General features: G+C 59.5%; 10 protein-coding genes and 1 pseudogene. 1 reads left to right on the top strand and 10 read right to left on the bottom strand.

Translation table 11 applies throughout. From position 1 onward, the window contains the following. Nucleotides 1–151: 151 nt before the first annotated feature. The 7 genes from cysC to L6R21_15380 form a co-directional block, all read right to left on the bottom strand. The gene (gene cysC, locus L6R21_15410) at nt 152–766 is read right to left on the bottom strand and encodes an adenylyl-sulfate kinase (protein MCK6560580.1); all 615 of its coding nucleotides are present in this window, start codon (nt 764–766) and stop codon (nt 152–154) included. Between the two features lie 73 nt (nt 767–839). Further along, nucleotides 840–2,234 (bottom strand): alkaline phosphatase family protein, encoded by a 1,395-nt coding sequence (locus L6R21_15405; GenBank protein ID MCK6560579.1) that lies wholly within the window; start codon nt 2,232–2,234, stop codon nt 840–842. Between the two features lie 133 nt (nt 2,235–2,367). After that, a complete protein-coding gene (gene sat, locus L6R21_15400) occupies nt 2,368–3,534 on the bottom strand; it encodes a sulfate adenylyltransferase (protein MCK6560578.1) in 1,167 nt (388 codons plus the stop codon). 152 nt (nt 3,535–3,686) lie between these two features. Next, nucleotides 3,687–6,026: a polysaccharide biosynthesis tyrosine autokinase gene (locus tag L6R21_15395; GenBank protein MCK6560577.1), complete on the bottom strand. Its 2,340-nt coding sequence runs from the start codon at nt 6,024–6,026 to the stop codon at nt 3,687–3,689. Nucleotides 6,027–6,157: 131 nt separating this feature from the next. Further along, nucleotides 6,158–6,757, bottom strand: coding sequence for a hypothetical protein (locus tag L6R21_15390; protein MCK6560576.1), 600 nt, complete (start codon nt 6,755–6,757; stop codon nt 6,158–6,160). A gap of 422 nt (nt 6,758–7,179) precedes the next feature. Further along, nucleotides 7,180–7,464 (bottom strand): carbon storage regulator CsrA, encoded by a 285-nt coding sequence (gene csrA, locus L6R21_15385; protein ID MCK6560575.1) that lies wholly within the window; start codon nt 7,462–7,464, stop codon nt 7,180–7,182. A 27-nt stretch (nt 7,465–7,491) separates the two neighbouring features. Further along, nucleotides 7,492–7,917, bottom strand: a complete 426-nt coding sequence (locus tag L6R21_15380) for a flagellar assembly protein FliW (protein MCK6560574.1) — start codon at nt 7,915–7,917, stop codon at nt 7,492–7,494. A 464-nt stretch (nt 7,918–8,381) separates the two neighbouring features. Here L6R21_15380 and L6R21_15375 point away from each other — a divergent pair, with 464 nt between their 5' ends. After that, nucleotides 8,382–9,038 carry an HAD-IA family hydrolase gene (locus L6R21_15375; GenBank protein ID MCK6560573.1) on the top strand — a complete coding sequence of 219 codons (657 nt, stop codon included), beginning with the start codon at nt 8,382–8,384 and terminating at the stop codon, nt 9,036–9,038. 150 nt (nt 9,039–9,188) lie between these two features. Here L6R21_15375 and L6R21_15370 read toward each other — a convergent pair. From L6R21_15370 to pruA, 3 genes and pseudogenes are all read right to left on the bottom strand, one after another. Then, nucleotides 9,189–9,281 (bottom strand): annotated as a pseudogene (locus L6R21_15370) (cyclase family protein). A gap of 262 nt (nt 9,282–9,543) precedes the next feature. Beyond that, on the bottom strand, nt 9,544–10,392 hold the full coding sequence (locus L6R21_15365) for an HAD family hydrolase (protein ID MCK6560572.1): 849 nt from the start codon (nt 10,390–10,392) through the stop codon (nt 9,544–9,546). Between the two features lie 195 nt (nt 10,393–10,587). After that, nucleotides 10,588–12,135: an L-glutamate gamma-semialdehyde dehydrogenase gene (pruA, locus tag L6R21_15360; protein MCK6560571.1), complete on the bottom strand. Its 1,548-nt coding sequence runs from the start codon at nt 12,133–12,135 to the stop codon at nt 10,588–10,590. Between the last annotated feature and the right edge of the window lie 32 nt (nt 12,136–12,167).

Raw genomic sequence — 12,167 nt, 5'->3', positions numbered from 1 at the left:
CTGTCGGCGCGCCATACTCGAGAGGTTCTGCGGGAAAAACTCTGTTTCGCGCCCGGACACGGTCACGCGAAACAGAGTATGAATTGGAATTTTGGACAAAAACCCGGGCACCGGCCGCGCGGCCGCTGCCGTTGCCCGCGCTCCCCTGCCATCACAAATAACCCAGGTCCGTCAGCCGTTGCTTCACGACTTCTTCTTCCTGGCCGCTGTAGCCGTCGCCGTTGTTGCTGGCGGGCACGAGATAGCCCAGCTCTTCCAACCGCCGCATGATTTTGAGCGCGGATTCCTGCGGACTTTCCATTTCGGTTTCGCAGATGACTTCCGGATTGTCCGGCGGTTCGTAGGGGTCGCTGACGCCGGTGAATTCTTTGATTTCGCCGGCGAGCGCCTTTTTATAGAGGCCCTTCACGTCACGCTGAATGCAGGTTTCGAGCGAGGCCTTGACGTAGACTTCGACAAAATCTTTGATCAGAGCGCGGTTCTCGTTGCGAATCGCCTTATAGGGCGAGATGGCCGCAGAAACGGCAAACACGCCGTTGCGCGTGAGCAGGTTGCAGACAAATCCAATGCGGCGGATGTTGGTGTCCCGGTCTTCTTTGGAAAAGCCCAGGCCTTTGCTGAGGTTGGTGCGGACGACGTCACCGTCCAGCACTTCGACCTTGCAGCCGCGTTCCTTGAGCAGGGGTACAAGTTGTTCCGTGATCGTGGATTTGCCCGCGCCGGACAATCCCGTAAACCAAATAGTGCAGCCTCGTTCGTGTGCCATTATGCGGTTTCCTCGTTGGTCGTCAATAACAAATCGTTGATTAACTCACCCGCCGCGCGGGCCGGTGAGATGTTCAGGCAATAATTTTGCCGATCATGTGAGGTGGCGGCGTCTGGCCGAACAGATGAAGAATCGTGGGCGCGACATCATACAGGCTCATGCCCTTGATCTCGCGGCCGCCGCCGGGTTGGGCTGGATCATACATGATCAAAATGCCCTGCTGGGCGTGATTGGCATCGTCCGGTCCGGTGTCGTTGTCGAAAGTGTGAATCGCGCCCGTGCCCAGCGTGCCGACACTGCGCCAGTACAAGTCGCCGAAATAGATCAACAAGTCCGGCGGAATGTTGGTCGTCGCGCGATAGAGCGCCTGCGGCCGGTGCACCTTGGTGCCGAGCGGCCGGCCCTGATGGTCCGGAATGGCCGCGATTTCTGCGGCAAGCTCGTCGCGCACCCGTTCATAGTCACGCGGTTCGATCACGCCCTGCGGTTCGCGGCCTTTCACGTTGAGAAAAAGGCGCGCGTAGTAACCGCCTTCCGACCAAGCCAGCGTCTTCGACCAGTCCACGGCGCATTTGTCAATGGCGGTTGGCGTGCGGGGCGGCTCCCGCAAAGCGAGATAGCCGTTTTGCAACAGCCACTCGTTGATGCAAATGCCGCCGTCCATTTTCTTGGCGCCGTGATCCGATACCACCAGCACCACCGTGTCCTGATCGATCATCGCCAGCAATTCGCCCAGCTCGCGGTCGAGATAGCGATAGTAGTCGCGTATCGCCTGCTCGTGACGATTGCCGGGTTCGTAGCCGCGATGGCTGGGGTCGATGAATTTCCAAAAGCCGTGATGAATGCGGTCGGTGCCCATTTCCACGAACATAAAGAAGTCCCACGGCTTGGTGCGCAGAAAATGCCGCACCAAGCGAAAGCGCTTCTCGGTCATTTCGTAGATTTGGCGCAGCAGCCAGTCTTTGTCTTCGGTGCGGAAGCCCTTGACGTCGACCATGTACTCGCCCACCAGCCCGGCGATTTCATCGCGCAAGCCGGCGGGATGGGTGTACTGGTTTGCGATCGAGGGCGTCAGAAAACAAGAGACCATCAGGCCATTGACCGGCCGCGGCGGATACGTGCCGGGAACGCCCACCACCGCGACTTTCTTGTCCGCGCGCGACAACAGGTCCCACACGCGTTCCGCTTTCACCGCGTTACCGGTGGCGATACTGAGCTTGTCGTAGCTGTAATCCGCGCGGTTGCGAAATCCGTAGATGCCGAGCTGGCCGGGATCCTGGCTCGCCATCATGCACGACCACGCGGGCACGGTAATCGGCGGATGACAGCTTTCCAATTCGCCCCACAGGCCGCGCGCCATCAATGCGTTGAAGTGCGGCAGCTCGTCGCGATATTGCCCGAACAACAATTCCGGCGGAACACAATCGAGTCCCACGACCAGAACTTTACGGCGATGGTTGCCAATCATGAGAGGAGGTTTCCTTTCTGGTACTGCCTGCTCCCGAACTCCGTTCGCGAGCATGAGCAACAATGCTCCGGTTCTCACACAAGCCACGCGCCCGGCGCACCGGCCGGAGGCGGACGCCGGGCGGAGAAGAAGCTCAGGCCGCCGCTTGCTGGCGCAGGCCTTCGATCAAGACCTTCACGACTTCCGCGCGGCTGAATTCCGGCGGGGGCAGCTCGCCCTTCGCCAGCATCGTGCGCACCTGCGTGCCGGAGAGCGTGACGTGATGCGCCGGCGGGTGCGGGCACGTCTTGCTTGTCACCACCGCCTGGCAAGTGCGGCAGAAGAACGAGTGTTCGAACTTCAGCGGCGTGATGCCCAATTCCTCGGGCCGGAATTGCTCGAAGATGAGCTGGGCATCATAAGTGCCGTAGTAGTTGCCGACGCCGGCGTGATCACGGCCGATGATGATGTGCGTGCAGCCGAAATTCTTGCGGCACATGGCGTGAAAGATGGCCTCGCGCGGGCCGGCGTAGCGCATCGCCGCGGGAAACACGCTGAGCACGACGCGGTTCTGCGGATAGTATTCGCGAATCAGCACCTCGTAGCTGCGCATGCGAATATCGGCGGGGATGTCGTCCTGCTTGGTGGCGCCCACCAGCGGATGCAGCAGCAGCCCGTCGACGATTTCGAGCGCGCACTTCTGAATGTATTCATGCGCGCGGTGCACGGGATTGCGGGTTTGAAAACCGACCACGGTTTTCCAACCGCGCTCTTCGAATTGCTGGCGCAATTGCGCCGGCGTGAAATGGTGGTCGACAAAAGACAGCTCGGCGGGATCGTCCAACTGCCAAATCTCACCGCCGAGACACGTGTTGCCCTGCGCCAGCAGGCGCGCCACGCCGGGGTGCGCGGCATCGGTGGTGCGGTACACTTCCTTCGCTTCCACGGTTTTGTCGGGCGTGAACTTGTCCGCAATCCTGAGCGTGCCCAGAATTCTTCCGCTCATCTCGATCAACGCGACTTCCTCGCCGACGTGCACGCTGCCGGCGATTTCATCCGGCACCGGCAAGGTGACCGGAATCGACCAGACGTAGCCGCTTTTCAGATGCATGGTGTGCACCACGCTGTCGTAGTCTTCCTTGTTCAAGAAACCGGTGAGCGGGCTCATCGCGCCCATCGCAATCATTTGCAGATCGGAGATCGCCACTTCGCCCAGCGGGATCTTCTTCATCTTCTGCGCGCGTTTGAGCGCTTCTTCCTTCTCATGGCCACGCAACACGCGATCAACGAGAGTGCCGCCGTGGGGGATGCTGGTTGGCATGCTGAATTGACTCCTCTTCAGATTTCGGTTGATGTATCGGGCTGTAGTCTTCCCGCCGGCGCGGGCTCCTCCTGCCTAAGGCGCATACGCCGCTAAGCGTTGCTACATCCGGTGAATTGACGATGATTGGCTGCCGCCGGCCTCGGGCCGCGTCAGGCACTGCTGCGGCTGTGGCTGCTGCGCCGGCTCTTGCGCTTTTTCTCGCCGTCCTTGCCGTAGTAGTAGTAGTGATAGTAGTAGTAGTAGCTGCCGTACATGCTCTCGATATGCACGCCGTTGAGCAGCGAGCCCAGCAGGCGGGCATTGACGTTCTTGAGCAGCGAGTAGGCGCGGAAGGCGGCATCGCGATCAGTCTGGCCGGATTTCAACACCAGAATCACACCGTCCAGCCGCGGCCCGAGCACCGCCGCATCGGTGACCGCGATAATGGGCGGGCTGTCGAACAGCACGATGTCATACATTTGCTTCATCTCCTCCAGCGCGCGTGTCATGGCGCTCGAGGCGAGCAGCTCGGAGGGGTTGGGCGGCAGCGTGCCGCAGGGCAGCACGAAGAGATTGTCGATTTCGGTGCGCTGCACCGCTTCCGCGATCGTGGCCTTGCCGACCAGAATGTTCGACAGGCCGATCCGGCGGTCCACTTTGAAAATGGTGTGCAGCACCGGCCGGCGCAAATCCGAGTCGATCAGCAAGACCCGGCTGCCCATTTGCGCCATGGTGATGGCGAGATTGGAAACCGACGTTGATTTGCCTTCGCCCGGACCAGGGCTGGTCACCAGAATTGCTTTCAGCTCGCGGTCGAGCTTGGTGTATTGCAGATTGGTGCGGAAGGTGCGGTAGGCTTCCGAGATCGGCGACTTGGGCGCGAAATGCGTGATCAGGCGGGCGGCAATCTTGCGGGCTTCCTCGCTGTCCAGCGAGCCGTTCATGCCCGGCAGGATTTTCAGCCGCTTCACCGCTTCTTCCTGCTTGATCACCGGAATCGAGCCGAGCACGGTGATGCCCAGGCGTTCGACTTCTTCGATCGAACGCACGGAATTGTCGACATACTCGAACATGAAGGTGAGCGCCAATCCCAGCCCCAGACCGATCAACGCGCCCACCACGAGATAGAGTTTCTTGCGCGGCTTGATCGGCTCCTTGGGCGCCCGCGCGGTGTCGATGATGCGCACCTGACCGAGCTGACCGACTTCGGTAATGCGCGATTCTTCATACTTCTCCTGCATCATCAAGTAGATCTTTTCGTCCACCGTCGCGGCGCGTTCCAACCGCGCCAGTTGCAGGCTCTTCTCCGGCAACGACTCGAGCTCACGGCTGTATTGCCTGGTAATGCTCTGCAGCGCCTCGAGCTTGGGCTGCAGTGCTTGCAGGTTCGCCTCGATTTCCACCTTGCGGCCGATCAGGTTCGAGCCGAACGAAACCGGATCGAGCACGTCGAGCTTGGTGAACTTCAGGATTTCTTCGCGCAATTGTTTGTTGAGCAAATCGATTTGATCATCGAACTTACGGAGCTGCGGGTCATCCTCGCGGTAGACGCCCTGATTGATGAGATTGGCCAGATACAGCGCACGCTTGCCCTGCAACTCGCCGATCTGCTTCTTCAGGCCCTCGAAGTAAGGCGTCACCGAGACGTTGTCGAGATCGAAGTTCTGCTTGTTGGCCTCGAGTTGCCGGTCGACATACTGCAGCCGCTGTTGATTGGAGTTGAATTCGGTGAGCGCCTCGTTGTAGAGGCCTTCGAACTCGGCGAGCTTGCGGATGAGTTCCTGGGTTTCATTGGGCAGCGCCACGACTTTCTGCGTTTCCTTGAAAGTCTTGAGTTCTTCCTCGGAGCGCGCCAGTTGCCGTTCGATGTTCTGCAGTTGCTCTTCCAGGAAGTTCTTCACCTGCCGCACTTCCTCCTGGCTGTTCAGGCGGTTGCGCTCGCTGTAGGATTGCACCAGTGTGTTGGTGATGTACGCGGCTTCTTCCGGCGATGCGGCGCCCACCTTGATCTCGATCATGTCGGTGTCGCGGATGGGCGTGATGGTGATGCGATTGCGCAACTCTTCCACGATGTCGTCCAGCGCCACGCCCTCGCTGGAATCCACTGCGGCGCCGAACAAGCCGATGAACCAGCGGCCGATATCGGCGAGAAAATTGCTGTCCGACTCCACCTCGGGGTTGAGCAACTCGAGCTGGTCGGCGAATTGTGACTTTTGCAGGCGATTGATCGTGGTCTCGGCGAGGCTGTGGCTTTTCAAGATTTCGACCTGATTGTTGATCATGGTCTCTTTCTTGATGAAGCCGCCGATGTCGAAGATCTCATCTTCCACGCCGCCCTTCTCTTCGATCATGAGTTTGGCGCTGGCTTCGAACACGGGCCTGGTGGTGAAGGTGATATAGCCGGTGATCAGCATCACCGCGGCGAAGGCGGTGAGAATGATCCAGCGCCCGCGATACAAAATCCGCACGTAGTCATTGAAGGAGATTTGTCGCTCCCGCAGTTCTTCCATGGCAGAATATTCCTGAATGAGTGCGATTGTGAGGACCCGGGCCGCCGGTTCGCAGGCCGGGCAGGCTGCCGGCCGCAGTCATCGCGTGCACGATGCATGGCCGCGCCGCCCGGGCATGCCGGGGCGCCGCGTCAGCGATTCAGCCAAAAATAGAGCTGGCCGAGAATGGCGACGCGCGTGACCAGATCCAGAACTTTCCGGATGTTGGTGTAAGAGTTGCCGGACACGACGATGGTGTCGCCCGGCTGCAGCGCCGGAATCAAGCTGGCCTCACCGGTCTGAATGAACTTCTTCACATCGACGGTGAGCACCTTCATTGTCGTTCCGTTGTCATCTGCGCCGTGGGCGGATCGTGCGGCCGGGCGGGCCTGGTTGATTTGCCCGTTCATCGCCGGCACCAGGCTGGTGGTGTTGGCAGCCGCCGGGTTGACGGCACGAACAATTCGGATCGATTTGATCTTGGCTTCTTCGATCGGGCCACCGGCAAATGACATCAGCGCAATCAGATCCGTGTCAGTCGGCACCATGTACTGCCCGGGTTTGCGGACGAATCCCCAAATATTGACTTTCATCAGCAATTCGTCGGTGTCGCCCAGGTAATATTGCGCGCCGCGATAGGGCGTGGGGCTGGCGGGCTTCGTTTCTTCTTCCTGTGCGAAGCCCGGGGTTGGCAGAAAAGACCAAATGGCAGGAAAGAGCAGGCACACTGCTCGCAGTACAAAACGTCGCATTGCTTCACCCATAGAATTTGGTTCGTGGCGCCTGTCCCATCCCGGGGAAAGGCAAGTCAACGGCCGGTTACGTTCCCTGTAACAGACCGCATGACCCAGGCGGCCGCCCGCGCGCCAGGCCGAAAATCCGGCACAGACTCAGGGCACTGCGGCTGCCGAAATCCACTTCGAAAAATTTACAAGCTTACAATATCGACCAAGGCAGTGAATCAGCGAAAAAAGTTACGCAGATTTCACAACTGGAACCGGTGGGAACCACAAAGGGAAGGCGAAGCGGAGTGATATGGTGGCGTTGCCGGTACGGTCCGGCAGCAGGCCCGGGCAGGCATAAAAAAGGCCGGGGAAGAAGCGAGAGGTCGATTCAGTTCCCGGCCGTTGAACACGTGCCCATCATGAAAAAGAGCGGCGGCTGAGGCCTCGTCCTAGGTGACGGACGACTTGGAATCATCGGAGTGGCCAACGACAGGTTGGCTGGACATCAACTCTTTCAGACCGTCAGTCATGGTCTTGACATCCCCTAATGCGGCTTCGACGGCAGCCTTGTTTTCCAACATAATCCGTTCGTAGATCTCCCCCCGATAGACACTGATCTCGGCAGGCGCTTCGATGCCAACACGGATTTGTTTCCCATGAATGTCCACGATCTTGATTACGATATCATCACCGATGACGATTGTCTCACCCAACCTCCTTGTCAAGACCAGCATGTCATCTCCTTCATCGTGTCTGCGCGTCTAAGATTGAATAATGCGGTGCTTGGTCGAGTAGCGATCGTCAAGGAGCACCAATTGTTTGCCGATCTTCATCGGCTTGTTGACGAGAATCGGGCCACTCAGGTTTACGGTGGCCAAGCGGGGATCAAGATTCATAGTTACAATAGAGTACATCTCCAAGCTTTGCGGATTCTCGGCGGACAATTCGTTGAGATCGCGGCGGGTAATGTTGGGGCTGTAATCCGTGCAGCAGGTGAGAGGATTCATCAGCATGAAACTCACTTCCGGATTCTCAATGCTGATCATCCATCGAAACGGCAAGTACTCTGACGGTTGCAAAAAGACGTACTTCTTGAACCGCAGAAAACCAAGCAATCCTTGGGGAAAGGTGACGACCTCGTCCTCCGAGTAGGTCACCCCGCCCAGGTGGCGATGCTGGATTTCCATATGCTTTTTTCCTCCTCCGTATGAATTGCCTGCCAGTCCGGTCCAGCCCGGCGCAGACAATATGGCAAAAGTTCTGCAACTTTTGTTGGTCACATTATAGAATTTCTGCACCAAACCGCAAGCACAAAATTAGCCGGCGGCATTCCTTGCCGTGATCGCAGTTGCCGCAGCTCTCCTGTCTGCGGCCAACTCCGGAACTATCCCCGACGGCCGCCCGGCTCCTCTGCCTCCCGCATGCTTGCATCCGACTTGCGGCCTGCGTACTTTCCGCCACTACCCCCGACGAGTCGCAACCGCAATGTACTCCAGCACAATCGTCCAGACGCAATAGAGAAGAGCTGCTTTGCGGGTGGAACTCTGCGCTCTCCGCGTCGCCACGGTTCAACTGCTTGTTTTGTGGTGAAGGATCTTTCAGAATTTCATTCTGCCGGTGAAACGCCAGACGCTTAGCTACGGAGAAGAAATTGCCAAGCCCATCATTTCAACCTGCGCTGCTCGTTTTCGATCTCGACGGCACCCTGGTCGATACCCGCCAGGATTTGGCCAATGCTGTGAATCATGCCTTACATTCCCTGGGACGCGAACCCCTGCCGCTCTCACAGTTGACCGCCTACGTGGGCGACGGCGCCCGCACGTTGATGCAGCGCGCCCTGGCCATCGGCAGCGCCGCGGAAGTGGAAGCCGGCCTGCGCAGCTTTCGCGCGTTCTATGCCGATCATCTCCTCGATCATTCGCGCTTGTATCCCGGCGTGAGGGAGACCCTGCACCATTTTGCCGGCAGGAAAAAAGCCCTGCTCTCCAACAAACCGCAGGAATTCGTGGACGCCATAATGCAGCGGCTGCAGCTTGCTGACCATTTTGACCTGATCATCGGCGGCCATCCCTCCCGCCAGCTCAAACCCGATCCCCAACCGCTGCAGTTCATCCTGGAGCATCTCAACACACCCACCGCAGGCGCGCTCATCATCGGTGACGGCGAGAATGATCTGCTCGCCGGCCATGCCGCCGGCATCGCCACGTGCGCCGCACTCTACGGCTACCGGCCAGCCGCGATGCTGCTCGCGCTGCGGCCGGATTACACCGTGCAGGCGCTGCCCGAGCTGATCCATCTCATCACCTGAAGCGGTGCTGCGCGCTGGCGCGTGAGGGGTTGGTTTGATTTGGGGAGGGCGGTGGAAAGGGACGTCGGGCTGATCGTGGCGGGAAGTTACCTCGCGTCTCTCGCGTTCCGGCCAGTATTTGCCATAGCCGGTGCGGAGCAGTACGATGGCTTTCACGGGCAGACGGCCGTGCGGCTTTTCCCATGCTTCGAAATCTGCAACCTGGATTTGATAATCGCGCTCGCCGGCAGCCGCTGCCGCCACATCCACGACCACGGCGCGGCCCACCAATCGTTCCAGCGGGATTTCATCGGTGCATTTGTGCCTCTGTTTTGATTTCCCAAACTGTTGGGTCTCTCCGCAATCGCGGCCCTTTGAGAAAATGTTCCTGCGACGGCTTGGCCGTTGCCTCAAAACCTTCAGAGTATCCTCGACACTCGAAGTTTTGGAACCTCGGTTCAGCCCAGGTTGGAAAATTATCGGACGAATACGAATAGGCAGGAATCGCAACAAAGGCCGTGGGCGTTCAGCGATGGGATTGATGATCCCAGGGTTGGTCCAGCAATAGATGCGCAAGCTGCGCCACGCCGGAAACGGTCAGGTCAGGCGCATGATCATCCTGTTCCCGGCCGGCGTAGATGGGACGGTAAATCCAGGCGGTGTGCATGCCCAGCGCCTTGGCACCGGCCACATCGGTGCGCTGCAGATCACCGAGGTGCAGGCAATGCTCGGGCGCGAGCCGCAGCCCAGAGAGCGCGCGTTGAAACATCTCGGGGTGCGGCTTGGTGTGGCCGACTTCACCGGAAAAAACGAACACCTTGAAACAGTGCAGCAAATCATAGCCGGCCAGAATGCGGCGCAGCACCCGGCCGGGCGTCCAGGCCGTGTCGGAGATCAGCGCCAGCGGATATTTTTGCGCAAGCTGCATCACGCCGTCACGCACGCCCGGCAGCAACGGCGGCTGGGTGTTGAAATTCTCGAAGAACTCCACGGTGCGGGCGTGACTCTCCGGCGGCAGCTCCGCTTCGAGCTGGCGCAGCATGGCCGCGAGCCCGTCCTGGGCGGCGAAGGCGATTTGCTGAAACCACAAGCTGTCGAAATAGTCCCAGGCATGCTGATACGCCGCGCGCACCTGTTCTGCGGTTCTCTCGATGCCGTGGCGCCGCAATTCTTCCAGGAGAAATTGCTGGCGCTGCTCGCTGAACACGACGGTGTCGGTCGGCGCCGGATGATCGTCGAGAAGGGTGCCCCAGAGATCGAGCGTGATACCGCGAATCTCGCTGCCGAGCCGGCGCAAGCGTTCCTGCGCCGCAGCCGGAAGCTGCTGCCAGTGCGCGGTGGTGGTGTGATTGAAATTGTGCAGCTCGATGGTCATGGGATTACCGGTTCTATCTCGGCGCCGCCGATGAGAGGCCGCCGTCAATTGAGCGCTCGCCCCAGGGTTTGCGCCACAGGGTTCTACGGTCACGAAAGCCGGGCAGGATTCACTTCCTGACATTCGGAAAAATCTTGTCAAGCACGCGGCATAACGCCCGCGTTCCGAGCGGATTGCGTACCGCGTGCGCGTCTCTTACAGCTTCTCCGCAATCGCCTTGGCCTGCAGGAACAGCAGCAGATAATCACGGCCGCCGGCTTTGGAATCGGTGCCGCTCATGTTGAAACCGCCGAAGGGATGGCCGCCCACCAGCGCGCCGGTGCACTTGCGGTTCACGTAGAGGTTGCCGCAGTGAAAATCGCGCTTGGCGCGGGCAATCTTGTCGCGGTTGCGCGTGAACACCGCGCCGGTCAAACCGTACTCGCTGGCGTTCGCAACCTCAAGGGCCTGATCGAAGTCCCGCACCTTAATGAGCGCCAACACCGGCGCAAAAATCTCTTCACCAGCAAGGCGCGCATTGGGCGCCACTTCGCCAAAGATGGTCGGCTGGACGAAATAGCCGTCGGCCGGGCCTTTCTCGCCGCCACAAATCAGCTTGCCTTCCTGCTTGCCGATCGCAATATACTGCAGCGTTTTCTCCTGCGCGGCGGCATTGATGACGGCGCCCATCCAATTGCGCGGGTCCTGCACCGGGCCAACGGTGATCTGGCGCGTGCGCGCCACCAGCCGCTCGGCGAATTCCTCATACAACTTGCTGTGAATGATCGCGCGCGAACAGGCGCTGCACTTTTGTCCTTGGAACCCAAAGGCGCTCGCTGCCACAGCTTCCACCGCCGCGGCCAAATCGGCCTCATCGTCGACGATGATGGCATCTTTGCCACCCATTTCCGCCACCACGCGCTTCACCCAAATCTGCCCCTTCTGCAGCTTGGCCGCCAGCTCGATGATGTGCAATCCCACCTCTTTCGATCCCGTGAATGAAATGAACCGGGTTTGCGGATGCGCCACGAGATAGTCGCCGATCTCGCTGCCGCTGCCCGGAATATAGTTCAGCACTCCGGGTGGCAGACCGGCCTCACGGAAAATCTCAACCAAGCGATAGCCGATGGCGGGCGTATCGCTGGCAGGCTTCAGCAAAACAGTATTGCCGGTGACGATGGCTGCACTGGTCATGCCGGTGAGAATGGCGAGCGGAAAATTCCACGGCGGAATCACTACGCCCACACCGAGCGGAATGTAGACCAGTTCGTTGTATTCACCCGCCACCGTCGTCACCGGTTGGCGTTCGGAGTAGCGCAGCATCTCGCGGCCATAGAACTCCAGGAAATCGATGGCCTCCGCGGTGTCGCCGTCGGCTTCACTCCAGTTCTTCCCGGCTTCCAACACCATCAAGGCCGACAATTCGTGACGCCGCCGGCGCATGATCTCTGCCGCTTTGAACAGCACAATGGCGCGCTCTTTGGGATCGACGTGCTGCCAGGACTCGAACGCGCGCAGCGCCGCGGCCATGGCGAGATCCACTTCCTTGATTCCCGCCTGATGAAACATGCCGACCAGCTTCGTCTTCTCGCAGGGATTGTGGGAAGGTTTGAGCTTGCCGGTTTTCACCTCTTCGCCGTCGATGAACAGCGCGCATTCCCGGGAGCTTTGTGCTTCCACCTCGCGCAACGCTTGCAGCATGGCCTGGTGATGTGCGGCCTCGGAGTAACTCAGCAGGGCAGTATTCTTGAATTCAGCAATCATGGGAGCTCCTCATCAAGTTAGCGATTCGAGCG

This window comes from bacterium (genome assembly GCA_023150945.1).
Lineage (GTDB): Bacteria > Zhuqueibacterota > Zhuqueibacteria > Zhuqueibacterales > Zhuqueibacteraceae > Coneutiohabitans.
Note: the sequence above shows the minus strand (reverse complement) of the source record. Positions and strands in the feature narration are given on the sequence as shown.

Coding starts and splice junctions, on each gene's coding strand:
- L6R21_15380 (MCK6560574.1), bottom strand. CDS start 7,917: ATGGAAATCCAGCATCGCCACCTGGGCGGGGTGACCTACTCGGAGGAC.
- L6R21_15405 (MCK6560579.1), bottom strand. CDS start 2,234: ATGATTGGCAACCATCGCCGTAAAGTTCTGGTCGTGGGACTCGATTGT.
- cysC (MCK6560580.1), bottom strand. CDS start 766: ATGGCACACGAACGAGGCTGCACTATTTGGTTTACGGGATTGTCCGGC.
- pruA (MCK6560571.1), bottom strand. CDS start 12,135: ATGATTGCTGAATTCAAGAATACTGCCCTGCTGAGTTACTCCGAGGCC.
- L6R21_15365 (MCK6560572.1), bottom strand. CDS start 10,392: ATGACCATCGAGCTGCACAATTTCAATCACACCACCACCGCGCACTGG.
- csrA (MCK6560575.1), bottom strand. CDS start 7,464: ATGCTGGTCTTGACAAGGAGGTTGGGTGAGACAATCGTCATCGGTGAT.
- sat (MCK6560578.1), bottom strand. CDS start 3,534: ATGCCAACCAGCATCCCCCACGGCGGCACTCTCGTTGATCGCGTGTTG.
- L6R21_15395 (MCK6560577.1), bottom strand. CDS start 6,026: ATGGAAGAACTGCGGGAGCGACAAATCTCCTTCAATGACTACGTGCGG.
- L6R21_15390 (MCK6560576.1), bottom strand. CDS start 6,757: ATGCGACGTTTTGTACTGCGAGCAGTGTGCCTGCTCTTTCCTGCCATT.